Origin of the sequence: Paenibacillus sp. Dod16, from assembly GCF_049893405.1 — a bacterium.
Classification (GTDB): Bacteria; Bacillota; Bacilli; order Paenibacillales; family Paenibacillaceae; genus Paenibacillus_AQ.
On the sequence record NZ_JBNDYG010000012.1, the window covers coordinates 25,789 to 50,292 of the forward strand.

At 51.3% G+C, this 24,504-nt stretch carries 20 protein-coding genes; 17 read left to right on the forward strand and 3 right to left on the reverse strand.

The genetic code is table 11. The features are described 5' to 3' along the window. Positions 1-67 precede the first annotated feature (67 nt). Both ACPV3A_RS11635 and ACPV3A_RS11640 read right to left on the reverse strand, forming a co-directional pair. Complete coding sequence (locus ACPV3A_RS11635) at positions 68-1,033, reverse strand: proline dehydrogenase family protein (protein ID WP_426199698.1); 966 nt, start codon at positions 1,031-1,033, stop codon at positions 68-70. An 82-nt stretch (positions 1,034-1,115) separates the two neighbouring features. After that, positions 1,116-1,949, reverse strand: coding sequence for an AraC family ligand binding domain-containing protein (locus tag ACPV3A_RS11640; RefSeq protein ID WP_426199699.1), 834 nt, complete (start codon positions 1,947-1,949; stop codon positions 1,116-1,118). A 118-nt stretch (positions 1,950-2,067) separates the two neighbouring features. On the opposite strand from ACPV3A_RS11640, the gene ACPV3A_RS11645 reads away from it, so the two are divergent. From ACPV3A_RS11645 to ACPV3A_RS11675, 7 genes are all read left to right on the forward strand, one after another. Continuing rightward, the gene (locus tag ACPV3A_RS11645) at positions 2,068-2,385 is read left to right on the forward strand and encodes an ArsR/SmtB family transcription factor (RefSeq protein ID WP_426199700.1); all 318 of its coding nucleotides are present in this window, start codon (positions 2,068-2,070) and stop codon (positions 2,383-2,385) included. Between the two features lie 67 nt (positions 2,386-2,452). Then, on the forward strand, positions 2,453-2,935 hold the full coding sequence (locus ACPV3A_RS11650) for an SRPBCC family protein (RefSeq protein ID WP_426199701.1): 483 nt from the start codon (positions 2,453-2,455) through the stop codon (positions 2,933-2,935). A gap of 130 nt (positions 2,936-3,065) precedes the next feature. Next, entirely contained in the window at positions 3,066-4,073 is a 1,008-nt protein-coding gene (locus ACPV3A_RS11655) for a C45 family autoproteolytic acyltransferase/hydolase (RefSeq protein ID WP_426199703.1), read from the forward strand. A 374-nt stretch (positions 4,074-4,447) separates the two neighbouring features. Next, positions 4,448-5,149 carry an ABC transporter ATP-binding protein gene (locus ACPV3A_RS11660; protein ID WP_426199704.1) on the forward strand — a complete coding sequence of 234 codons (702 nt, stop codon included), beginning with the start codon at positions 4,448-4,450 and terminating at the stop codon, positions 5,147-5,149. Between the two features lie 13 nt (positions 5,150-5,162). Further along, complete coding sequence (locus ACPV3A_RS11665; protein ID WP_426199706.1) at positions 5,163-8,489, forward strand: FtsX-like permease family protein; 3,327 nt, start codon at positions 5,163-5,165, stop codon at positions 8,487-8,489. A 277-nt stretch (positions 8,490-8,766) separates the two neighbouring features. Beyond that, positions 8,767-10,509 (forward strand): ABC transporter ATP-binding protein, encoded by a 1,743-nt coding sequence (locus ACPV3A_RS11670; protein ID WP_426199707.1) that lies wholly within the window; start codon positions 8,767-8,769, stop codon positions 10,507-10,509. Continuing rightward, positions 10,490-12,349, forward strand: a complete 1,860-nt coding sequence (locus tag ACPV3A_RS11675; protein WP_426199708.1) for an ABC transporter ATP-binding protein — start codon at positions 10,490-10,492, stop codon at positions 12,347-12,349. Before ACPV3A_RS11670 ends, ACPV3A_RS11675 begins: the two co-directional genes overlap by 20 nt. A gap of 90 nt (positions 12,350-12,439) precedes the next feature. Here ACPV3A_RS11675 and ACPV3A_RS11680 read toward each other — a convergent pair whose 3' ends face one another. Further along, positions 12,440-13,834: an MFS transporter gene (locus ACPV3A_RS11680; RefSeq protein WP_426199709.1), complete on the reverse strand. Its 1,395-nt coding sequence runs from the start codon at positions 13,832-13,834 to the stop codon at positions 12,440-12,442. 119 nt (positions 13,835-13,953) lie between these two features. On the opposite strand from ACPV3A_RS11680, the gene ACPV3A_RS11685 reads away from it, so the two are divergent. From ACPV3A_RS11685 to ACPV3A_RS11730, 10 genes are all read left to right on the forward strand, one after another. Then, the gene (locus tag ACPV3A_RS11685; protein WP_426199711.1) at positions 13,954-14,865 is read left to right on the forward strand and encodes a LysR family transcriptional regulator; all 912 of its coding nucleotides are present in this window, start codon (positions 13,954-13,956) and stop codon (positions 14,863-14,865) included. Positions 14,866-14,963: 98 nt separating this feature from the next. After that, entirely contained in the window at positions 14,964-15,917 is a 954-nt protein-coding gene (locus ACPV3A_RS11690) for a cupin domain-containing protein (protein WP_426199712.1), read from the forward strand. 278 nt (positions 15,918-16,195) lie between these two features. Beyond that, positions 16,196-16,972 carry an ABC transporter permease gene (locus ACPV3A_RS11695; protein WP_194541357.1) on the forward strand — a complete coding sequence of 259 codons (777 nt, stop codon included), beginning with the start codon at positions 16,196-16,198 and terminating at the stop codon, positions 16,970-16,972. Next, complete coding sequence (locus ACPV3A_RS11700) at positions 16,969-17,769, forward strand: ABC transporter permease (protein WP_071223555.1); 801 nt, start codon at positions 16,969-16,971, stop codon at positions 17,767-17,769. Before ACPV3A_RS11695 ends, ACPV3A_RS11700 begins: the two co-directional genes overlap by 4 nt. A gap of 15 nt (positions 17,770-17,784) precedes the next feature. Beyond that, positions 17,785-18,771, forward strand: coding sequence for an ABC transporter ATP-binding protein (locus tag ACPV3A_RS11705; RefSeq protein ID WP_426199713.1), 987 nt, complete (start codon positions 17,785-17,787; stop codon positions 18,769-18,771). A 102-nt stretch (positions 18,772-18,873) separates the two neighbouring features. Further along, a complete protein-coding gene (locus tag ACPV3A_RS11710) occupies positions 18,874-19,374 on the forward strand; it encodes a DUF3995 domain-containing protein (protein ID WP_426199714.1) in 501 nt (166 codons plus the stop codon). Between the two features lie 203 nt (positions 19,375-19,577). Beyond that, the gene (locus ACPV3A_RS11715; protein ID WP_426199715.1) at positions 19,578-21,548 is read left to right on the forward strand and encodes a tetratricopeptide repeat protein; all 1,971 of its coding nucleotides are present in this window, start codon (positions 19,578-19,580) and stop codon (positions 21,546-21,548) included. Positions 21,549-21,768: 220 nt separating this feature from the next. After that, a complete protein-coding gene (locus tag ACPV3A_RS11720; protein ID WP_260066969.1) occupies positions 21,769-22,518 on the forward strand; it encodes a methionine ABC transporter ATP-binding protein in 750 nt (249 codons plus the stop codon). 4 nt (positions 22,519-22,522) lie between these two features. Continuing rightward, a complete protein-coding gene (locus tag ACPV3A_RS11725) occupies positions 22,523-23,221 on the forward strand; it encodes a methionine ABC transporter permease (protein WP_426199717.1) in 699 nt (232 codons plus the stop codon). 56 nt (positions 23,222-23,277) lie between these two features. Further along, complete coding sequence (locus ACPV3A_RS11730; protein WP_426199718.1) at positions 23,278-24,114, forward strand: MetQ/NlpA family ABC transporter substrate-binding protein; 837 nt, start codon at positions 23,278-23,280, stop codon at positions 24,112-24,114. Positions 24,115-24,504 lie beyond the last annotated feature (390 nt).

The window sequence follows — 24,504 nt, forward strand, 5'->3', positions numbered from 1 at the left end:
AGTACCTGGTCATAAAAAAGAAAGAAACAGCGTATTTCTGCCGTTTCTTCCCTGCTGCTAATGTTGATCAATAATGTTGAATTGTATCGGTGCCGCCCAGGATCGACCGGGTCACTGCATCATATATATTCGGCGGGTACTCGGCGATTCGGTGGCACAGGTACAGGAACCATTCTTCACCGTAAGTCAGATAAATCCGAATAGGGAAGCCGTCATCTTTCATTTGTCTGGACAGGTCCGGACGTATGCCATACAGCATTTCAAGCTCGACGGCTGAGTCGCGATACATTTTGTTGCTGGTCATATGCCGCAGGATCCTTTCATCATGGGTGGCGACCGATACGGGCCTGCCTGCTTGAACGCATAAATCCACCATTCGTACATACCTCGAAGTCAGCATCTCGGAACGGGGAATATAGTGCCCCTCTTGTTCCTGATAAGCGCCTTTCACGATGCGGATCGTGCCGGAGCCGTCGGCAAGAATTTGTTCGAGGTCTTCCATCGTTCGCGGGAGCTGCGCTTGCAAAGTAATACCGACATTCGTGAATTGGTCCGAAGCTTTTCTGTACAGTTTAAGGATAGCATCCGTTTTGGCGGATTCCTCCATGCTGATGACCAGCTCCAATCCAGCTTCCTCGGCTTGGCCAGCCAGTCCGAGAAGATGCCGGTATGCCAAATCCTCGTCTACCGATAATCCGATATGGGACAGGTCGAGTGAAATGCGGGTTCCTGTCCTCTGTTCCGCACAAGCTTCAATTAACTTAGTAAACTCCAGGAAAGCCTGCGTGCATTCCGCTTCAGTCAGCGTATTCTCCCCGATATACTCCAGCGAAGTGCGATAACCTTTGGCGTCCAGAGCATCCCGACATGACAAACCTTGTTCCAGCACATCGCCCGTGACAAAACGCTCTGCTGCACGCAGCAGGATCGGATACCATTCGGCGGATTGCTGGACGTACTGTTTGAGTTGCAGGTTACGGGCGACTGACTTCAAAGCGTCGGCAAAAGCCATTTCCGTTAATGAATCGTTCAAGTTAAACACCTCGTTTGATTAAGATCTTCTGTGATTCTATCAACGTTTAGGCGAGGCGGTCTTGTATAAAATTGCGGTTTGTTTAAGATGTCGCTGCTTTTGCATACCGAAGTGGCGTTGTCCCTACGCAACCGGCAAAAGCTCTCGTGAAATGGCTCTGATCGTAAAACCCGGTCTCCACAGCAACGTCGGCTATGGCTTTTCCTTGAAGTAACTGCTCTTTGGCGTAATTGATGCGCAATAAATTCTGATAAGCGTGGGGAGCTAGATGATAGGATTCTGTAAACATCCGAATCAGGTGGAATTTGCTGACTCCGGAGATGCCTTGCAGAATATCAAGTGTAATGCGATCTTTGTAATGATGATCCAGATACTGCTTCACTCGCAGAATAGCCGGGGATTGATGAACGCTGCCGCTAGACGCCAAAGCGGCTTCCTCTTGAAGGAGACCCGTCTCCCGCATTAATGTCATAAGCACGGACTCCACTTCGAGGGGAGTGGCATTTTGCTGAAGCAGTGTCCTGCAGGAATGAATCAGATGCCGGGATCGTTCGTTTTGATATTTCGGATGCAGGATGGGCATATGGGGTTGATGGTAATTGGAATCATAGTCCGAAGAGGTTTGACCGAGCCACCGGGGATGGACAAACATCATCGTGTACTTCCAGTTTGCAGGATTCTCGGGATGACAGGCATGAGGTAGCAGCGGCGGAAAATGCACAATATGCCCCTGGGCAGCCTCAAACCGTTTCCCGGCCGACCATACGCGGGTGGCTCCCTTTTCAATGAGGCCAATGGAAATTTCTTCGTGAAAATGCTTCTTATAGGAAAGATTGTCTAACGTATCGCATTCTTTGATTTCGAGAAACGGCAGGTCAGGATCACGCAAAAAAGTGATATCGGGCATTTCCGTCATTCCTTTCCTTCAAATATCAATAGATTCATTATAAGGAAGGCGTTATGTTTGTTCAAAGATCGCGTCCATCTTTGTATATAACTTTACAGAAATATAACTATATAGTAATATAATGAACATGTTGAACGATAACCTTTTTGAAGTATTGGCAGAACCGAACCGCAGGACGATATTGGACTATCTGCGCGTGAAAGAGTGCACGGTGGGCGAGATTGTAGATCTCATGCAGCTCAGCCAACCAGGCGTATCCAAGCATTTGCGCATTTTGCGGGAAGCCGGTCTTGTCTCGCTGCGGAAAGAGGCACAAAGGCATGTGTACAGCCTGAATGCCAAGCCTCTGGAGGAAATCCACCACTGGCTGGAGCCTTACCGGCAGTTCTGGACAAATAAGCTGGATGATCTGGAGAGGTTGCTGGATAAGGATGAATCTCCTTAAACATCCTGATGTAGTTTTTGATTGGAAGATCTATTTTTGAATAAAACATTCCTAAGGAGGATGAAAAATGCTGGCAGTAGTACAGCAAGACGAGTTCGGAACGACCGTCCGATTTGAACGCCGCCTGAAGCATTCGGTTGAGAAGGTGTGGTCCTATCTGACGGATAATGACAAGCTCACACAGTGGTTCTCGGAGCTGAAGGTGGAAGATTTACGTCAAGGCGGAAGAATTACATTTGACTTGCAGGATGGAACGTTCGAAGAATTTGAAATTACGGACTATCGGGAGTTTTCGGTATTGGAGTATACGTGGGGAGAGGACAGGGTGCGTTTTGAGCTGCATCCCGAGGCCGAAGGCTGTCGTCTGGTACTGATCGAGACGATAACGAAAATTACGGATCATACACCGAAGGATATTGCCGGTTGGGACGTATGTCTGGACGTCATTGAAGCACTGCTGGATGGCAGAACGCTTGAATCGCGCAAGGACGCCTGGTCGGAAAAATACGAGCAATACGTTCAAGTATTTAAACAATTGCCGCGTGCATAACAATCTGCTCTGACCCAGCATGTAAACATGCCGGGTCGGAGCTTTTTTATTGGAAGAGGGATGAATTGCATCTATAATCGGGGTTAGGGATATATTCCCATATGGAAACCGCTTGGGTGGAGGGGTTAAAATGCCGGATTACACGGTACACATCTTGCAGCTTAGAGAAGATAACTATCATAACGGGCTTAAGCTGGGTCACAGTCTGCGAAATCAACCGATATTAAAAGCTTTCGAAGCGGTCACCAAGCCGGAGATCGACACGGAACAACTGAAAAGCATTTATAACGAGTTTGCCCCGCAGCTGTTGTCGGAGCTTGAAGGGCTGGCGGAAGGCTTGGAAATGCCTTTTTCCAAAGCCGCGGCGCTTCTCGGCGGATATGACGTCCCGAAAATCGCGGCCATGGGATGCTCGGCGATGATCACGGCTTCGTATTACGTAAGAAATTACGATTTTACGCCTGCGTTTTACGATGGTTATTTTACAGTGGCTCAAGCCGATCAAGGCTTAGCGAGTGCAGGCTATAATTTGCAGGCAATAGGTAGGCATGACGGGGTGAATGAAAAAGGGCTTGCTGCCGGGCTTCATTTTGTCAGCTTTGACGGATACCAGGCGGGTGTGTCGCCTTGGGTCGGCGTCCGGATGGTATTGGAGTCATGCGGTACTGTGGAAGAAGCGTCTTATATGCTGCGCCATATTCCCCATGCGGCGTGTTATAACTTTTCAATCGGGGATGCACGAGGGAACATGGCCGTTGTGGAAGCAAGTCCGGATCAAGTGATTACCCGTACGGGCGGGGAGGCGGCGATCGCCTGCGTTAACCATTATGAGGCTTTGACGGGCAAAAACAGGCCATCCATCGAGCATTCCCTTCGGCGTAAACGTTACATCGATAGCTTGGATACTGAACAGTTAACCCAAACCGAGGTTTTCGGTTTGTTTAAGGACCGAAAGTCCCCGTTATTTTTTACGGATTACGACGATTTGTTCGGAACGCTGCATACCTTTTCGTACGCCTTCGAAGAAGGAAGGGTCATGACATCGCTTGCTCATGGGGGCGTGCTCGATTTTTCGTTCAGGGATTGGGTCGAAGGCAAGGATCTTCAGGAAGCGACACTGACCGGGCATATCGATTGACAATAAATCTATCAGAGAAGCGCTTCTTCCCGGGTGAAGAAGTGCTTTTTTGTGCTGCTCGGGCTATTTCGAATTTGGAACATTCTGTGACATTGCCATCGCGGGGGGATGCTGCGTTTTCTTTGGCCGATTTGTTTGTGCTACACTGATTTTAAAGGATCATTTCATTGAATGCACGTCAGTAAACAAGGAGTATAACAACGGTAAAGACACAAATAAGAGGTATAGCACAGTCACGACAGATGCCGAAGTTCGTGTCCATCACGGTGAACGACCCTTCGGCTTAAGCACCGGATAAGCCCTCTTTTGGGTTACATTAGTTTACATAACGATTTAAGCCGATATTGCGACCATGAGTTGGGAGTGGGGTACACATGGCTTTTGTGAGCATGAAGGATGAATATAAGCGCTACCGAATGGGAGAGACCACGATTGTAGCCAATGATGAAATCAACCTGGAGATTGAAAAAGGCGAGTTTGCGATCATTGTCGGTCCCAGCGGTGCAGGCAAATCCACGGTGCTGAATATATTGGGCGGCATGGATACGGCGGATGAGGGACAAGTACTCGTGGATGGAACGGATATTGCAAGGTTTAACAGCAAGGAGTTGACCGGCTATCGGCGCAATGACGTCGGATTTGTGTTTCAATTTTATAACCTGGTTCCCAATCTGACGACAAAAGAAAATGTGGAACTGGCTTCGCAGATTTCTCCTCGGGCCCTGGACGCGGAGCAAGTATTGCGGGATGTCGGCCTGGGTAATCGTCTGAACAATTTTCCGGCACAGCTGTCCGGCGGAGAACAGCAGCGGGTAGCGATTGCCAGGGCACTCGCCAAGCAGCCGAAGCTGCTTCTCTGCGATGAACCCACGGGTGCGCTTGATTATCATACAGGGAAGCAGGTGCTTAAGCTGCTCCAAGACACTTGCCGCCATACCGGAACGACGGTTATCGTCATTACGCATAATTCTGCCCTGACGCCGATGGCGGATCGGGTCATCGAGATCAACAATGCCAAGGTCCGAAACATGGTTTTGAATCCGAACCCCGTTTCTGTAGACAACATCGAGTGGTAGGGAGACACATATTATGAAGAAAAGAGCGTTGTGGACTGATATTTTCCGGGAAATATCGCGGACAAAAGCTCGGTTTCTGTCCATTTTTGCCATTATTATGCTCGGCGTCGGTTTTTTTGCGGGGATAAAAGCCACGGGTCCGGATATGCTGGACACAGCGGATCACTATTATAGCGATTTAAAGCTGATGGATCTTAAGGTTCAGTCCACCTTGGGTCTCGAACAAAGCGATATCGAGAAGCTGAAGTTGATTGCCGGAGTGGATGAGGTTCAACCTGGCTATAGTGCAGACGTATTTCTCGGTGACAGCGGGCGGATCGCGAAGGTCCTCTCCTATGACCCAGGAAATAATCTGAATCAATACGTGCTTACAGAAGGTCGAATGCCGGAGGTCGCAGGAGAGATCGTCATCGACGCGGGAGATCGGGGGAACGAATTTAATCTGGGGGATCAGATTACCTTTACCAATCCGGATGAGGAAGTCAATCTCAAGAAAACGTTTGACCACCACACTTATACGGTCGTGGGAAGGGCGAAGAGTCCGCTGTTCATCAGCAGCATGAGCCGGGGAACGAGCGGCATCGGCAAGGGGACTGCGGATGTGTTCGCCGTTATACCGGAGCAGGACTTTAAACTACCTGTATATACGGAAGCCTACCTGACCTTCCAGGACACCGCTGAATCAGCTCCCTATACGCCTGAGTATGACGAGAAGATCAAACGGCACAAAGAAGCGGTAGAACTGGAACTGAAGACCATGCCGCAGGAGCGGCTGGCAGAGATTCGTGCCGAGGGGCAGAAGAAGCTGAATGAGGCCTTGGACAAAATCAAGGATGCCAAGAAGCAGATGACCGATGCGGAGCAGGAGTTAAAGGAAGCGAAGATCAAGCTGAATGAAGGAGAGCAATCCTACCGCGATGGCGTGAATAAACTTCAAACCGAGCTGGCACAGGGACAAGCCAAGCTGGATGCCGCGGCAAGAAAACTTGCCCAGGGCAGAGCGGAGCTGAAGCGGAATCATCAGCAGTTGGAACAGGGACAGTCCCAGCTTAAGACAGGTCAAAGTCAACTGGATCAACAGAAATTGGAGCTTGCGCCAAAGCTGGCACAAGGGCAGCAATTGGCGAAGGCGCTGCAGCAAATCTCCGGCTTAGATCCGAAAGACATACCGGAAGAACAGGGGCAAGAGCTGCTTTCAGCGGCTCAGGCAGCAGATCCGAAGCTGGGAGCAGCCACTGCGGGTTACATGGAGGGAGCATTGGATGGCGCTGCTTTGCAAAAGGCTGCTTCTGCGTTCCAGCGCGGTTTAAACGAAGCTTCGCAACAGCTGGATCACGCTCAGCAGAAGCTGGATGCAAGCCGGGCACAACTAAAAGAAGGAGAGGCCAAGCTTCGGGAAGCCGAGCGTCAACTCGTGCAGGGTGAAGCTTCGTTGACGCAAGGAACGGAGGAGCTTGCTGCTGCTAAACAGGCAGGGGAAGCCAAACTCGCGAATGCGAAAGCGGAGCTTAGCCAAGGACAGGAGAAATACCAGGAGGGTCTCAAGAAATTTAATGAAGAAAAAGCAAAGGCTGAGCGGGAAATCGCCGATGGCGAGAAGGAAGTGGCGGAGGGACAGAAGGATCTGGATCGGCTCGAGCTGCCCAAAGTCTACGTCATGGACCGCAGCGTCAATCCGGGCTATACCGAGTACAGCGATAATGCGGACCGCTTATCTTCCATTGCAACGGCATTCCCGGTTTTCTTTTTCCTGATCGCCGCCCTCGTCAGCCTGACAACGATGACTCGGATGGTCGAGGAGCAGCGGCTGCAAATCGGAACCTTGAAAGCACTCGGATACAGCAACAGGGATGTGATGAAAAAATTCCTGGTGTATTCGACGCTGGCCAGTGTTGCGGCCTCAGCAGCCGGACTGGCTATCGGCTTCACCTTGTTTCCCGCTATTATCTATGATGCTTACGGGGCTTTGTATAATCTGCCGGATGTAAGAACCAGCTTTTATCTCAGCTACAGCATCATCTCGATCATCGTGGCCGTGCTTTGTACGACCATGACCGCTTATGTGGCGACGCGGGTGGAACTTCGAAGCAACGCTTCGGTCCTGATGCGCCCCAGAGCGCCCAAGAACGGATCCCGCATATGGCTGGAGCGAGTTCCTTGGGTGTGGAACCGGCTCGGCTTTATTGGAAAAGTCACCGCCCGTAATTTGTTCCGCTACAAGCAGCGGATGTTTATGACTGTTTGCGGCGTTGCCGGCTGCACGGCCCTGATTCTGACCGGTTTCGGTCTTAAGGATTCCATCGGGGATATCGCGCCGCTGCAATACGGAAAGATTATGCAGCATCAGGCGACCGTTGTATTTCAAGACGATAACGGCGATAACGGCGATAACGGCATGCTGGAGGATTATAACAAGCGCATTGCGGAAATGCCGGAGATTACGGGGATTTTAAATGTGACGCAAGAGGCGATGACTGCAACAGCCCCCGGGGTGAACACTCAGGATGTGAGTTTGTTCGTGCCGCAATCGCCAGATGAGATCGATTCGTTTATCATCCTGAAATCCCGTGGGCAGGAGCAGACCCTGTCCCTGACGGATGACGGTGCGATCATTACCGAGAAGCTCGCCAAACTGTTTGATCTCAAGATCGGCAGTACCTTCACCGTACAGAACAGCGACAACGATCCCTTTGAAATACGTGTAGCCGGGATAACGGAGAACTATGCCATGCACTACGTCTATATGACGCCGCTGTATTACGAAGAGATTTTTGATGCAGGGCCGGAAGTGAACAGTCAATTGCTGACGTATGACAACCACGATCACAATCCGGAGTGGGAAGACCAGCTTGGAGAATCGTTAACCGCAAGCCAGCGGGTGGCAATGGTCAGCTTCACGAGCGGGGTAAGCGACGCTTTCAGTGATACGATGGACAGCATGAACGTCGTGGTGGTTGTCCTGATTGTATCTGCTGCGGCACTTGCGTTTGTCGTGCTGTACAATCTGACGAATATTAACGTATCCGAGCGGATACGGGAGCTGTCAACGATCAAGGTGCTTGGCTTCTATGATAAGGAAGTAACCATGTACATCTATCGCGAAAATATGATTCTGACCGTGCTGGGAATTATAGCGGGCAGTCTGTGTGGCGTGTTCCTGCACCGGTTCGTGCTACTAACCGCAGAAGTGGATGCGATGATGTTCAGTCCCGCGATCCATGGAATCAGTTACGGCTATGCGGCACTGCTGACGCTGTTGTTCTCGGCCATTGTGATGGCCTCCATGCATTACAAGCTAAAGCGGATTGATATGATTGAAGCGCTGAAATCGGTGGAATAGCTATATGTTTCAACAAGAGAGCCCTATTCGAGAGGAGACAATCCTGAAGAATAGGCTCTTTTTTTCATCTCCTTTGCAATGCTTCCTACACAAACCAGGAGTTGCGTTTTGAAATGTGAATTACTGTGATTTTTTAATCAGTCGGTAAGTTCTAGGAGAAAATATATTATAATAGACATATCGAGCTCTTGTACGAACTAATATTGCTACTACATGAAGACCAGTGGGTAATTGATGTATGAACATGATAAAGGTCTTCAGCCTCGGAGGAATGCTTATGGGAATGGTTTTCTCGATCTTGAAAAAGTACCGCGTCGCAGCGATTGCGGCACTGGTCATGATGCTGATTGAGCTCACCGTTGAGCTGATTCAGCCGCTGCTCATCTCTAAAATCATTGACGACGGCATACAGAAACAGGATTTGTCCGTTGTCTGGATGTGGGGAGCCGTTTTAACTGGAAGCGCTATTATTGCCTTTATAGCGGGGATATCCAGCTCTTTTTTTGCGGCGCATACGAGTCAGGGACTCGGCTATGATCTGCGTGATCAGCTGTATGAAAAGGTGCAGTCTTTCTCTTATTCGATATTTAACCGGTTTGCTACCTCATCTTTGATTACCAGACTTACAGGTGACGTCACCCAGATTCAGGATACGGTGTTCATGGGCTTGCGGTTTATGACGCGCGTTCCGCTCGTTGTGCTGGGAAGCATCATCATGGCATTGGTGGTGAATGTGAAGCTGGGCTTGCTGCTTGTCCTTACCGTGCCATTGTTGTTTATTTTTATCGCTTGGATTATGAAGCGGGCAGCGGATGCGTTCCGCCATGTACAGCAGCGACTGGATGCGGTAAACGGCGTCATTCAGGAGAATCTGACCGGGATCCGGTTGATACGCGTATTCGTACGGATGGGACACGAAATTGAACGCTTTGCCCATACCTCTGGCAAGCTGATGAGCACCACGGTCTCGACCTTGCGGTTAACGGAGACAACGATGCCGTTTATTCTTCTCATTATGAATGCAGGGATTATGGCGGTCCTGTGGTTCGGCCGCAAAGACATCGCATCCGGCAGTGCCAGCGTCGGCGAAGTGGTTGCCGTAGTCAATTATTCCCTACGTTGTATTGGTGCCATGTCTGCCCTGTCCTGGGTTGTCGTTGCCTTCTCCCGGGGACGCGCTTCCGCACAGCGGACGCAAGAGGTGTTAAATACGGAAGAGGATACAGCAAGTGCGGCCAAGGATAAGAATAAAAAGGTTCAAATTCAAGGAGGCGTGAAGTTCGAGCAAGTGAGCTTTAGCTACCCGGGCAGCGACATCGACGTGCTGACGGATATTTCCTTTGAAGCGAGGCCCGGAGAGCGGATCGCGATTATGGGAGCAACTGGTTCCGGTAAGTCTTCATTAGTACAGCTGATTCCACGGCTTTACGAGGAAGAGAAGGGAACAGTACGCGTGGACGGAATGGACGCCGGATCGATCGATGAGGTAAATCTGCGCAGCAGCATCGGTTATGTGCCGCAGGAAGTGCTGCTCTTCTCCGGTACGGTCCGGGAGAACATTGCCTGGGGACGCGAGGATGCTTCCATGGAGGAAATTAAAGAAGCGGCGCGCAGAGCGCAAATCCACGATACCATTGAGCGTCTGCCTAACGGTTATGACACGATGCTGGGCCAGCGCGGGGTCAACTTGTCCGGCGGACAGAAGCAGCGCTTGTCCATTGCGCGGGCGCTTGTGCGAAAGCCCGCCATCCTTATTCTGGACGACAGCACCAGCGCCCTTGACGTCCGAACGGAAGGCGCTCTGCTGGATGCACTGAAGGATTTGTCCTGTACGACGTTTTTGATCACGCAGAAGATCAGCTCGACCACTTCGGCTGATTTGATTCTGCTGCTGGACGACGGGCGTTTGATTGGAAAAGGGAACCACGAAGATTTGATGGAAAGTTCCTCTCTATATCGACGCATCTATGAATCCCAATACGGAGAGGAGGCGCAGCAGCATGCTCAAGGCATTCACTGAACCGTTTCGTCATCCGAGACCGAAGATTGATCTTGGCAAGAATAAGGATGGCGGCCAGGGGAGCAAGCCTAAGGCCAAGGCCAAAAACTGGTCGGGCACCCTCTCCAGAATATGGACTTATCTCGCCCGCCGCAAAGGCAAGCTCGCACTCGTGCTGCTGATGGTGTTGATCAGCTCGGGCCTTGCATTGCTAGGTCCCTATCTGCTTGGCGTCGGCGTGGATAGATTTCTGGATGATGTGCGTAATCCGGACAGCTCCATCGACGCGGCCTGGTTGTATTTTCTCGTTGGCTTGGCCGCCGTCTATGTTCTTCAGGCTTTAACCACTTGGCTGCACAACGTCTGGATGATCGGCATCGCCCAAGAGACGGTGTACCGGATGCGGATGGATCTGTTCACGCATCTGCACCGGCTTCCGATCCCGTTCTACGGCAAGCGCCAGCAGGGCGAGATCATGAGCCGCCTGACGAATGATATCGAGAACGTGAGTTCAACGCTCAACAGCTCAGCGATTCAAATCTTCTCGAGCGTGTTGACCTTAATCGGCACATTAACCGTCATGTTATGGCTTAGTCCGCTCCTTACGCTGCTGACATTCCTGGTCGTGCCTCTGATGATGATGGGGATGCGCTGGATTACCCGGCGGACCGGCCCCTTGTTTAAGGAGCGTCAACGCAACCTGGGGGATCTGAACGGGTATATTGAAGAAACGCTGTCGGGGCAGCGGATTATTAAGGCTTTTTCCCAGGAAGAACGGGTTGTCCGCGAATTCGATGAGCGCAATCAACGGATTCGTCTGTCGGGCTTCTGGGCGCAGAGCATATCAGGCTTCATTCCGAAGCTGATGAACGGGCTCAACAACTTGAGCTTTGCGATCGTAGCAGGCATCGGCGGCATCATGGCGATTCAGGGGCATATTACGATCGGCGTCATCATTATATTTGAGAGTTATGCAAGGCAGTTTACGAGACCACTGAACGATCTCGCGAACCAATGGAATACGCTGCTGTCTGCCATTGCGGGGGCGGAACGCGTATTCGAGGTGCTGGATGAAGAGGTTGAAGCAAAGGACGAAGGGGCTGCTGTCACGCTGAAGAGCGTGGAGGGAGCGGTGAAGTTCGACAACGTCTCGTTTTCTTATGAGAAAGACGGAGACACACTGGAAGGAATCAGCTTTGAAGCAAAGCCCGGCGAGATGATTGCGCTGGTCGGTCCGACCGGTGCGGGGAAAACGACGTTAATTCAGCTGCTCTCCCGGTTTTACGATCCGGACAGTGGAAGGATTACCCTCGACGGGCGGGATATTACTTCGATTCGCAGGGAGAGTCTGCGTGCGCAGATGGCTTTTGTGCTGCAGGATTCCTTCCTCTTCCAGGGCACGATCCGTGAGAATATCCGCTTCGGACGGCTGGATGCCACCGATGAGGAAGTGGAAGAAGCCGCGAAATTGGCCAACGCCCACTCGTTTATCGTGCGGATGAAGGATGGTTATGACAAGAAACTCAAACCTGACGGCAGCGGCATCAGTCAAGGACAGAAGCAGCTGCTTGCCATCGCGAGGGCGATTCTGGCCAACCCTTCCATGCTGGTGCTGGATGAAGCGACAAGCAGCATCGATACCGTAACGGAAATCAAAATCCAGGAAGGATTGCAGCGATTGATGAAAGGGCGGACGAGCTTTGTCATTGCCCACCGACTAAACACGATCCGCTCGGCGGACCGCATCCTGGTGCTCAAGGATGGACGCTTATTAGAGCAGGGCTCCCATGATGAGCTGCTGAAGCAGGGAGGATTCTACAGCGACCTGTATTACGGCCAGCTGAAACGGGCGGCTATGTAAAATAGAATCAAAACCACCGGAGAGGCTTAAAGAAGCCGATTACTCCGGTGGTTTTTCTTTTAAGCTTGTTAAATATCTCTTGTCCTCGTCTCATTTAGAGCTCGTAGTTTGAAGCTGCAGTTTACGCTGCCCCGCGGCTTTGCCAAATTGCAGCATGAACAGCAGAAGAACTCCAGCTTGCAAGGCAACCAGGACGATATAGATGTTGCTGTAGGTGGAGGCGCCCTGGAACAGGTTCAGCGGATTCCAGGAGCTCCCGGCGCCAAGATCGACGGCTTTGCCGTACACCCCCGTGGCGATCGCGCCGGACAGGAAGTTAAGCAGCGAGAACAATCCCATCCCGACACCGGTTTGCTCTTTGGGCAGCGACAATGAGATGGTCTTGGAGAGCGAGATTTGCATAAATATTTGACCTACATTGCCAAAGACCAGAATCAGCGCAATGAGGTATGGGGATACGCCCGCGAAGGTGGACAACAGGGCGAAACAGAGCAGAAGCAGGGTGGACGCTGTATAGAACAGATAACGCGTTCCTTTGGTATCCGCGAGCTTGCCGCCTCTTCCGCCGAGTATGGCCGCAGCGACGGCTCCCGGCACCATAACAAATCCGATCCATCCCGGAGCCAAACCGTTAATATCCGCCAGCAGCTGCGGAGTAAGAAAAGGCAGGGCGTAACCGACACTCATGATGAATATGCCGAGGACCAGACCGACCGAATAGCTTTTGTTGCTGAATAAACGGGGCTGGACAAAAGGCTCTTTAGCCGATCGAATGCGCAGGAGGAACAACAGGAACAGCATGAAGCTGCCTACGCCGAATATCCATCCACTCTGCGTCACCGCAAGGAGCAGCAGCGCAACCGTTCCGGCGAGAAGACCGCCGCCGAGCCAATCGATTCGTCCACCCTGACCTTGTTCATTGCCCAAATATTTGCGGTACAGCGGCAAGGTAACAAGGATCAACAGCGGGATGCAGAAGAGCCATCTCCAGTGGAACACGCTGACGATCAGAGCCGAGACAACCGGCCCAATCGCACTTCCGATAGCGAGTCCAGTGGCGGTTATGCCGAGCGCGCGGCCCCGGCTTTCCGCAGGGAAATAGCGAACGGGAATGATCATGGCGGTTGCCGGAATGACGGCTGCCCCCGCAGCCTGGAGGATCCGCCCCAGCAGCACCATCCAGTAGGCTTGTGCCGACAAACCTACAATAGAACCGACTAGGAAGAGAAGCAAACCGAAAGTGAGCAGATTTTTGAGTTTATAGGTGTCGGCCAATTTTCCATATAGGACAGAGCCTATGGCATAAATCAGCATGTAAATCGACGATACCCAGCTGACCTGGGCAAAGGAAAGCTGGAATTGCTTGCTGATTTCCGGAAGCACGATATTAAACATCGTTGCGCTCATCGATGAGAGAATCATCGTAAACGCCAGAATGCGTATTAATTTTTCAGCCGATGGTGGTTGTTGCTGATGTTCGTTCATGTGATTTCCCCCTTTCCTTTGGTTACGATTTATTCTACAATCGATAGTTAATAAATAAAAATATATATTATGACATGCATTCATATACTCAAGGGTATCAATAAAGGAGGAAGAACATCGTGGAACTGCTTCAGCTGCATTATTTTCAGACGGTGGCCAGAATGGAGCATATGACCAAGGCTGCGAAGGAACTCCGAATTGCCCAGCCTGCGCTCAGCAAGACGATTGCCAGGTTAGAGGAAGATTTGGGAGTACAGCTGTTCGATCGGCAGAATCGGCAAATCAAGCTCAATTCATTCGGGAAGGCTTTTCTGAAAAGCGTAGATACGGCATTGTCAGCGCTTGAGGAAGGGAAGAGAGAGGTGTCGGATTTGGCAGGTATGGAGCGGGGCAGCATCCGCATTGCAACGACGGCACTGCCTCGGCTGTCCAAAGCATTGGGAGCTTTCCGTGCGCGATATCCTGATGTGAATTTCCGCATTATCCAGATTCCGCCTGACTCGATGATGGAGATGGTGCAGATGCTGGAGAATGGTGAAGTCGATTTATGCTTTGCGGCTGCGGCATTGGATGATGACAAGTTTCGGGAAATCCCGGTTCTCCATGCCGAGGTGTTCTTGGCGGTACCCCACGGTCATCGATTGGCGGGCAGGAAGAGCATTTCTCTTCAGGACGTTGCGGGGGAAGCCTTCATCGAATACAAGGAAGGCCACCCGTTCCGAAATATGAATGAGGAGTTCTGCCGATTGGCCGGGATCAGCCGGGATGTCGTCTGTGAAGTGGATGAACCTGCCGCTCTGGGAAGTCTGGTGGCTGCAGGGCTTGGAGCCGCATTTGTACCCGGGTGCAAAGGGGATGAAGAGCCGCCGTACGCGATGGTGCGTATCGAGAAACCTTCCTGCTACCGTACCTTCACTCTAGCGTGGCTGGAGCAGCGATATTTGTCCAAGGCCGCAAGAGAATTCCAGTCATTCCTGGTAGACTATTTCGGCGAGTTTCAGGAGCCGATGATGCATAGGGACGTGATCTGACAGATCACGTCTTATTTCCTGTCCCGGCGATCCCCTTCTACATAGGCCGGGCCTTCTACGCATACAGATAGATCAAGAACTTTCAAGGGAGGAATACGATGCTGGATCCAGTACTGACATCTCCGAATTTGAAGCTGTTTGCGGACTCGAACGACACCTTGAACTATAAACGCGATGCGGGAAATTACATAACCCAGGTGTTTGAAAATCAGATGCCGGCCATTGCCACAGGATTCTTCAACGTTCATATGACCAAAGGAATTATCATCCAGCCCCATTGGCATACGAATGTCGATGAGCTGGTGTTTGTCATCAGCGGCGAAGTGCTGACTTCCGTATTTAATCCCTTCACCCAGAAGCTGATGACCTACAAGCTAAAACCGGGACAGGTATCGATGTTACCAAAAGGCTGGTTCCACTGGATTCTGACGCTGAGCGACAAAGCCCATATTCTGACCATATTTGATAAGCCGACGCCGGATATCGTATATGGATCGGACTTCCTAAGGCATATTCCCAAGGAGATCTTGCATATCGCATACTGCGTGAATGAGGAGGATTACGCCAAAGCGGTTGCTCCGCTGAAGGAAACGGTCATATTGGGGCCACCGCCGGGCTGCGGCAAGCGGGACGACCATGCCCCCTACGTTGAATCGATTCAGCGGCAGCCGTTTGACCAGCCATTTCCGTTGAACGTACAGCAACCTTCGCCGCCTAGCTATTATGGATATGCACCACCGCCACCGTATCCATCGTATCCATACAATTATCATCAAGCGAGGATGCAGCAGTACGGCGTTTCCCCATCGTATTCCCCTTATTCGCAGCCGCCATCGTATCCGCCGCAAGCTTCCTTCTCGCCCCCCTATGCGCAACCGGCACCCTATGCACAACCGGTAACCTATTCGCAGCAGGCACATCAGCAATCGCCATTTTTCCAGCCGCAGCCCTTCCAGCAGCTTCAGTATCTGTACAAAACGAGCCCGGATCCAGAGTCAGTCTCTAGCCGTGGTCCCGAATCCGATACGGAAATTGGGCGAGAGGGCCAGTGAAACTATAAGCTTGCGGTCTGTTGCAAGCGGTATAAGATGATGACGCCTGATCATTTATATGACGACTCCGAAGTCTTCAAACTCCCTTGGTGGTTTCTTTTGAAACCACCCTCCGGAGAAGAAGGCTTCTTTTTGTATCCCGGATCGTCCGTGTATTTTCCTTCCGAAAAAAGCCTTGCCTGATCTGGAACGTTCTGGTATGCTATTGTCCTTCTCTCATTTTCGCCTTGTCTGAAGTGGATGGGTCCGCCATCTAAAATGCTTATCGGAGGTGCTTCATGCTTTATTTCACATTGGCTTCCAAAGCCTATGCCCGCAATTTGCAGTACCGCGGCGCACACATGGTGCACAATATCGCCAGCGCGATGTTCGGCTTCATGTATGCCTGTATCTGGATCGGTCTCGGTGCAGACTACGCACTCGGAGATTACGGAACGCAGGGAATGGTCGGTTATATCGCCTTTACGCAAGCTGCGCTCTGGGTTTCCAGTTTCGTCACGAATGGCCTCGGCATTCCCCAAGCCGTGCGAACCGGCCATATCTCTCTGGATTTGATGCGCCCCGTTCACTTGTTCAGTCATTTGATGGCCAAGGAATGGGGGCAAATCGCCTACCAATTCGTTTACAAATCAATCCCGATCTACCTGGTGTATTATTTTGCTTTCTCGCTGCATTTACCCGGAAAAGCATCTACCTTCCTCTATGTAGCCATTGCGCTTGCAGGAGCCGCCTATTTATCGATCTGCATCAACTATCTCATCGGCGCATCCGCATTATGGACAACGGAATCGTCCTGGTTGTATTGGGGCAACCATGCGATGATCAATCTTCTTGCAGGCTTCTTTATTCCGATTGAATGGCTGCCGGGCTGGCTTCAGACGTTGGCCTGGTGGTCGCCGTATCCGTATCTGCTCTATGTGCCGACCCGGATCTATCTGGGTTTTGATGACGTTTCCTATCTATGGGGGACGCTCTTGTGGTGCGTGCTGCTCACGATGGCCAGCCTGCTGGCAACAGGCTTCCTAAGACGGAAAGTGGAGGTGCAAGGAGGATGACCACGAGATCCTGGCTATCTCTGTACGCGCTGCTGATCCGCACCAGCATCAAAAGCCGCATGCAATACAAATTCAATTTTATCCTGGCTTCGTTTCTGGCGGCGCTGATCCAAATTTCTGAATTTCTTATGGTTGCTATCGTGCTCTACAAATTTGGGGCCATCCAGGGGTGGTCCATGCATGAAATCGGGTATTTGTTTGCCGTTATGACCTTATCGAAGACGCTCTACCGGACGTTTGCGGATGAAGTACATCATCTTGAACACTACCTGGTTAATGGGGAGCTTGACCAATTGCTGACCCGTCCCATGCCGGTGCTGCTGGCGCTCATGCCGCAGAAATTCCGGATTATGTTGGGCGAAGTGCTGCAGGGCGGTTTTCTGCTCTGGTGGTCGCTGCATGGCATGATGGCGGCAGGGCAAGTCGGATGGAGCGCGGTGCCGCAATCGCTCTATATTATCGTCACGGGAGCCGTCATCCTGTTCTCGATCGGACTTGCGACCGCAACATTCGGTTTTTGGACGACCCGGATCACCGAGCTTCAAAATATTACGGAGGACGCGGCCCGGACGGCAGCCCAGTATCCGCTCACGCTGTATCCCAAATGGATGTCGTCGATCCTGCTGATCGTGGTCCCGGTCGGTTTAGTCAATTACATCCCGTCATTATACATACTGCGGGGCGAGCTCGGCGTTTGGGTGCTGCCCGCATTGGCTGGAGCGGCTCTGGTATGTCTCTTCTTAAGTCTGAAATTCTGGCAGTTTGGTTTGACCAAATATCAAAGTACAGGGAGCTAAGGGAGGAACGCGTCAATGATTGAAGTCCACGACATACGCAAGGAGTTCAAAACGCCGGTTGTGAAGGAGGGGCGTTTCTCCGGGCTGCGAACCCTGTTCACGAGAGAATACCGGACGAAGGAAGCCGTGAAGGGAATCAGCTTTCAAGTGGAGCGGGGGGAATTCGTCGGATACATCGGACCGAACGGGGCCGGCAAATCCACCACCATCAAAATGCTGACCGGCATTCTCCACCCGACCTCGGGTCACGTATCGATCGGAGGCATGAATCCGCACAAGGAGCGGCGCAGCGTCGTGAACAACCTGGGCGTCGTATTCGGTCAGCGGAGCCAGCTGTGGTGGGACCTGCCGGTGAAGGATTCTTACGATATTTTGGCTAAAATGTACAGCGTGGATCAGGCGGACAAGGAGCGCAGACTCGGACAGTTTGCCGAATTGCTGGATTTACAGGCGTTCTGGGAAACGCCTGTGCGCAAGCTGTCGCTCGGCCAGCGCATGCGCGCCGACCTCGCCGCCGCGATGCTGCATGATCCGGACGTGCTGTTCCTGGATGAGCCGACGATCGGTCTGGACGTAAACGCCAAGCGGAACATCCGCCGTTTTCTCAAGCTGATCAACGAGCAATTCGGCAAGACCATACTGCTCACGACGCATGACATGGATGATATCGAACAGCTGTGCAATCGCGTGATGGTCATTAACAACGGCGAGCTGTCTTATGATGGGACGGTAAAGTCATTACGAGACACCATCGGGCTGCCTACCGTGATCACCGTCACTTTCCGCGGTCCTTTTGTAATTCCCGAGGAATTTTTAGGTGAAGAGGCTTTTACCGTCCCGATTCGGGTGACAAGCACGCTGGATAACACCGTCACCATTGAGGTGAACCGCCGCGAGATGAATACGCTTGATATTTTTAAAGAGCTGGGCCGCTGGGGCGAGCTGGATGATATCGATATGGAAGATCCTGATTTCGAAGATGTGATTCATAAGGTGTACTGAACAGAGCCAAGAGTGGGCCCTATCGCATATTTAAACTAAACTTAAACTTCAAGTCATCTGAATGCTCTTTTCGTTAAGTATGATGAGCTTGAGGTGATTGATATGAATCATTCAAGAATGAAAAAAGCCGGGTATACGGCTTGCATTGCCGCTGTTATGTATGCCCTCCCCCATTTCTGGTGGGGACTTGGCATCGGGTTTGCATTCCCAGGGGATTTCCAGGAAGCGCCTGATGAATTTTGGACGCACGTGATCGGTTACTGGGGAATGGGTACCCTGGCTTTATTGGCAGCCGTATTCGCGCTTGCTTTTGCCAGACCGTGGGGGCTGCGCTTACCGAAATGGTTGCTAATTATACCAGCTGCCATCGGTTCTGTTTTGTTGTCATTATGGGGATTTACTTACTTCGTCATGCAGTATTTGTTGGCGGTCGGCCGCGTTCAGTCGGCCCCCATGTATGCCGATCAAGATGCAAGCCCCATGGCGGTGTGGGGATACTTCTGGTATGCGCTCTTTCTGATCTGGGGAATTTCACTGGGTACAGCAGCATACTATGGGGGAAAAGTTCGTAAGCAGAATAAAGCAAAACGTTTCACTAAATAACGCATGTATTTCTTTCGTTGGACATTTTTGGTAACCTTGTACAATATAATAGGATACACACCTAAAGAGGAGCCTGCAGGGTTCCTCTTTAATTTGGGTGCAAATGGACAAAGAGGAAGTATAATAGAGAGATAGAGGAAGGAAACCTCTGCTCTGATCATACGAGCCCAAGAATAACATCTACATATAAAGGATGAGCCACCATGAAGTTGATGAAGCGGATCTGGTTCCGTATCGGTAACCATTACAGAAAGAAGCGGGATTTTGAACAAGCCCTTAAATATATGAGAAAAGGCGAAAGTGCCATTACCAGTTTCAATGATAAGCTGCACTATGCGGAGCTGCTGCACAACAGCGGCCATTCGGAAGAGGCCGTAACTTATTTGGGGCGCGTGATCGATACGAGCGGAAGCCATCGCGCTTATGAGCGGCGCGCTCATATTTTGCGTGAGCTGAACCGGGAGCGCGAGGCCATTGAGGATCTAAATGAAGCGATTCGGTTGAATGCCGACAATTATATGAATTGGTATACCCGGGGGATTGCCCACAAGGATTTGAATCAATATGAAGAGGCGATCCGCGATCTGAAGGAAAGCATTAAGAGAGAGGACAGGAGCACGGTTATTTCAACTTATTATGAGCTGGGCATGACCTTTTACGAGAGCGGCAATCCGGCGGAAGCGGCGCACTATTTTCGCCTAAGCATCCAGGAGCCGGAACGCGCCATCCCGATGTATTATTACATGCTGTCCGTATCCCTGGATCTGATGGATCATGTGCAGGAAGCCGTGGGTGTTCTGCAGGAGGGAATCCAGCTGGCCGATCGGTATGAAGCGGAAGCGGATGGCGGATATGCGCTGTTTGCAGGCAGCACCAACTACAGCTATGGTGCATTTCAGACGTTTCAGCGGCAAGTGCGGGAGGCGTATTCCTTTCGGAAATCTATGGCGGACCTGTACGTGCAGCTTGGGGACATGGGACAGGCCGAGCACTATCTATCGGAGGCCATTGAACGGTATCCGGATTCATACGAGCTTTACTTAAAGAGAGCGGAGGTCTTTAACCGGTCCGGTAACAAAAATGCAGCCAAAGCGGATTTGGAATGGGCGATTGAAGCGGCGCCGGACGATTACCGCGCGTATTTCGACATGGCCCGGATTTATCGCGAGGATGGTCTGGAGGATCAGGCCTACGAGCTGATTTCGAAGTTGTATGCAAGACAGCCGGACTCCCCGCTGGCCTGCTATTGGATGGCCGACTGCTATTACCGGCTGGGTCGTCAGGAGGAGGCGCTGGCGATCAATGACAAGCTGCTTAAGCTTGAGAATGATGATGCACCCAACTATGTGCAGCGCGCCGATATTTACATGGAGATGAATGATCTGCTATCTGCGGAGCAGGCTCTGAAGGAAGCAGCCGCGCTTCAGGACGGGACTGAAATCCGCAACAAGCTGAGTTATGTGCTCTATCTTCAGGGACGCAATGAGGAAGCGCTGCTTGAACTGCAGGAAGCGGTTAAGCAGGAGGAGTCCTTCTCCGAGCATCCGACGTATTTGGCGGCCAGCGGCCATATCTATAAGGAGATGGGCATGTGGGATCTCGCCATCGATGCTTATTCCCAGGCGATCCAGGCGCATCCGTCGAACCCGAGATTTTACGAGTTTCGTGCCGTTTGCTTTGTGGAGACCGGACAGCTGGAACGGGGATTAGCGGACTGCGCTCAAGGGCTCAGTTTGAACCCGGGGCAAGGCAGCCTCTACAGCCTGCGAAGCGGAATCTATTATTCGATGGCGGATTATGCGCGGGCGAAGGAAGATACGCTGCAAGTGCTGGAGCTTTCGCCGGGTCATCCGGGCGCTTATTTCAGACTGGGACAGATTTATTACAAGGATCAGGACGAAGATGCGGCATTGGCTGCTTTTGACGAGGTACTGAGGCTGGTTCCGGAGCATGCCGACAGCTATCTGTACAAAGCACATATTTATTACGGCCAGTTCGAGCATGAAGATGCCATACAGGCAATCGTGAACTGGAGCTTGCATCTTCAGAAGGAGATGCCGCCGGCGGATAAAATCCAAGCCATCGAAGGCTTGGAGGGCTTTGAAGAGAGCTTGCTGAACAAAGCGGTAGAACGGTTAACGGGCATGTATGGGCATCAGCTTTATTTGTCCTGAATGCCCCTCTTAACCAGCAGAATCATCGAATCCTGCATTCACCCTGTAAGTCCGGTACTCGCGTAGGTATGCGTTGATCACGAGGAAGTTAGAGTCCGCCAAGAAGTGGTGTCACATTTTGTCTAAAATTATGGTATGATTCAATAGTTGTTGCAGCATAACATGCTCGCAGGCTGCATAGCCAAGCGGGCTTTCTTCATGTGCAAGGAGGGGGATTATCATGATCTCACTGCAAGAGGTCAGTAAAAGCTTTGGCAGCGGAAGTGACCGTTATCAGGCGATAGACGCTGTCTCTCTTCATATTGAGGAGGGAAGCATACACGGAATCATCGGCACGAGCGGAGCTGGAAAATCGACGCTGCTGCGCATCATGAATGTACTGGAGAGACCGGATTCCGGCCGAGTCGTGGTGAATGGTCAGGAGCTGACCTCCCTTGGCGGCAGGGAGCTTCGGGAGGCAAGAAGATCGATTGGCATGATCTTTCAGCTGTTCCAGCTGGTCAGCAACCGGACAGTATGGGGCAATGTTTCGATGCCGCTTGAGCTCGCAAAGGTACCGAAGATCGAACGGGCGAATCGTGTCCAGGAGGTTCTGCGTTTTGTCGGACTTGAGGATAAAGCGAAGTCGTATCCGGCTCAGCTAAGCGGCGGGCAGAAGCAGCGGGTAGCGATTGCCAGAGCGTTAGCCAATTCGCCGACCGTCTTGTTGTGCGATGAGCCGACCTCTTCCTTGGATCCCCAGACAACCGCGGATATTCTGGAGGTGCTCCGGCATATCAACCGAACGCTGGGGGTAACCATCGTAATCGTTTCCCACGAGATGGACGTGGTGAACGACATTTGCGACCAGGTGTCCGTTATGGAGAACGGACGTCTGAGCAGAACGTACCGCAATCAGCTAAGCGATGGAGAGACTTCTCGGGGTTCCGGATCTTCAATGGACGGTGCAGGGAAAGTGGGGGATTGTTAGTTCCATGAATGACATCATTCCATATTTAAGTGATTATTTTGCCTATGTCCTGCAGTATCAGAATGAAATCTGGCGGGCGATTGGCGAGACGTTCATCATGGTGGGCATATCGATTGCTGCCGCTATAATACTGGGTCTTCCGGTAGGAACACTGCTATTTTTGTGTCGAAAAGGCCAGCAGTATGAGAATCGCCTTCTATTCTCCATTTTGAATGCCTTGGTTAACGTCATACGGTCATTCCCGTTTCTGCTTCTGGTTGTCATTATGATACCGGTCACGAGATGGATCGTCGGTACTTCCCTGGGGACGCTGGCCGCTGCGGTTCCTTTATCCGTCGTTGCGGTGGCTTACTATTCAAGGCTGGTAGAGCAATCCTTGCTGGAGGTGCCGAAGGAAGTGATGGAGGCGGCCGCTTCCATGGGGGCATCCACACTCCAGATGATATACAAATTCCTGTATGTAGAGGCCCGCTCGGGCCTTGTGCTTGGGCTGACAACATCCACGATCAGTTTTATCTCGTACTMTACGGTGATGGGGATCGTGGGTGGGGGTGGCGTCGGAGACTTCGCGATCCGTTACGGGTACCAGCGATTTGAGGGAGAGCTTATGTCATTTACAATCATCATTATGATCATTCTGGTACAGTCCATCCAGTTTGGAGGGAACCTGGCATCCAGACTGCTCGATAAGAGAAAAGTTTAATTCTATTTTTTGAACGCATGTACACCGATTATATTTTAACTGGAGGTAACCAAACGATGAATAAGAAATTAATGCTGCTGATGCTGACCCTCTTGCTGGTGCTGGCAGGCTGCGGGCAGCAACCTGCCAAGGACAAGGCTCCGGAGAGTGCTGCACCCGATGCCGCGGAAGAAGTTACATTAAAAGTCGCAACGCTCATTCCGCCAATGACCGAGGTGCTTGATCTGGTGAAGCCGATGCTGAAGGAAGAAGGCATCAACCTTGAAATCCAGATCTTGTCCGATAATGTGCAGCCGAACAATGCGCTGGCCCATAAAGAGGTAGATGCGAACTTCTTCCAGCATGTGCCGTACATGGAAGAGTACAATGCGAACAACGGCTCTGAATTGGTTCCGGTCACGCCGATCTATAATGCCGTTTTTGGAGCCTACTCCAAAAAATATAAGACCATCGAGGAGCTTCCGGACGGTGCAAGCATCGCGATTCCTAACGACCCTTCCAACATCGGCCGATCCCTGGTGATGTTCGAGAAGAACGGCCTGATTAAGCTGAAGGAAGGCGTCGGCATTCAAGCGACGCAGGCGGATATCGTGGAGAATCCGCATAAATACAAGTTCACCGAGGTGGATCTGCTCATGCTGGCCCGTACGCTCGACGACGTCGATATGGTTGCCATGACGCCGGCATACGCGAAACCGCTGGGACTTACCCCTAAGAAAGATGCTCTCGTAACCGAAGGCAACGACTCCGAATTCACCATTACGCTGGTGGCCCGTAAAGATAATGTGGATTCCGAGCCGATCCAGAAGCTTGCCAAGGCAATGACCAGCCCGGAAGTGAAAAAGTTCTTCGAGGATAACTACTCTGAGATTGCGCTGCCGGCTTTTGAATAAGAGGTAAGTATAGAGTCTTTAATGATACTTGTGTTCCTGTGACCGCTCCCGAGAGGGGCGGTTTTTTTATTATAAATAGGTCAGTCTACAAAGGTTCAGGAGATGCTTTTAAGAATCGCATATGATTTTTAGTCCAAAGAACGGGACATTAAATCTCCTTGAGGATGGGTTTACGCAAAGCCAGAGCATTTTTTCGATAAGGGAGGTGGACAGCTAAATTTGAGCTTATTGTTATCTCAATGTTAATTTTGGGCCCAAATATCATCCAAAAAATTTACGGTCAATTAACAAAAAACTCTTTGACAGTAACCAGAAACGGCTGTTATCATGGCGTTAGCAGCAGTTGTTGTTTGGGCCAAATCAAATTAAGTTTGGGTACATATACTTTCT

Bases quoted from the DNA above. Each gene is read 5' to 3' on its own strand.
- ACPV3A_RS11640 (WP_426199699.1), bottom strand. From the start codon at position 1,949: ATGACGGAAATGCCCGATATCACTTTTTTGCGTGATCCTGACCTGCCG.
- ACPV3A_RS11645 (WP_426199700.1), top strand. From the start codon at position 2,068: ATGTTGAACGATAACCTTTTTGAAGTATTGGCAGAACCGAACCGCAGG.
- ACPV3A_RS11650 (WP_426199701.1), top strand. From the start codon at position 2,453: ATGCTGGCAGTAGTACAGCAAGACGAGTTCGGAACGACCGTCCGATTT.
- ACPV3A_RS11655 (WP_426199703.1), top strand. From the start codon at position 3,066: ATGCCGGATTACACGGTACACATCTTGCAGCTTAGAGAAGATAACTAT.
- ACPV3A_RS11660 (WP_426199704.1), top strand. From the start codon at position 4,448: ATGGCTTTTGTGAGCATGAAGGATGAATATAAGCGCTACCGAATGGGA.
- ACPV3A_RS11665 (WP_426199706.1), top strand. From the start codon at position 5,163: ATGAAGAAAAGAGCGTTGTGGACTGATATTTTCCGGGAAATATCGCGG.
- ACPV3A_RS11670 (WP_426199707.1), top strand. From the start codon at position 8,767: ATGGGAATGGTTTTCTCGATCTTGAAAAAGTACCGCGTCGCAGCGATT.
- ACPV3A_RS11675 (WP_426199708.1), top strand. From the start codon at position 10,490: ATGCTCAAGGCATTCACTGAACCGTTTCGTCATCCGAGACCGAAGATT.
- ACPV3A_RS11680 (WP_426199709.1), bottom strand. From the start codon at position 13,834: ATGAACGAACATCAGCAACAACCACCATCGGCTGAAAAATTAATACGC.
- ACPV3A_RS11690 (WP_426199712.1), top strand. From the start codon at position 14,964: ATGCTGGATCCAGTACTGACATCTCCGAATTTGAAGCTGTTTGCGGAC.
- ACPV3A_RS11695 (WP_194541357.1), top strand. From the start codon at position 16,196: ATGCTTTATTTCACATTGGCTTCCAAAGCCTATGCCCGCAATTTGCAG.
- ACPV3A_RS11700 (WP_071223555.1), top strand. From the start codon at position 16,969: ATGACCACGAGATCCTGGCTATCTCTGTACGCGCTGCTGATCCGCACC.
- ACPV3A_RS11705 (WP_426199713.1), top strand. From the start codon at position 17,785: ATGATTGAAGTCCACGACATACGCAAGGAGTTCAAAACGCCGGTTGTG.
- ACPV3A_RS11710 (WP_426199714.1), top strand. From the start codon at position 18,874: ATGAATCATTCAAGAATGAAAAAAGCCGGGTATACGGCTTGCATTGCC.
- ACPV3A_RS11715 (WP_426199715.1), top strand. From the start codon at position 19,578: ATGAAGTTGATGAAGCGGATCTGGTTCCGTATCGGTAACCATTACAGA.
- ACPV3A_RS11720 (WP_260066969.1), top strand. From the start codon at position 21,769: ATGATCTCACTGCAAGAGGTCAGTAAAAGCTTTGGCAGCGGAAGTGAC.
- ACPV3A_RS11730 (WP_426199718.1), top strand. From the start codon at position 23,278: ATGAATAAGAAATTAATGCTGCTGATGCTGACCCTCTTGCTGGTGCTG.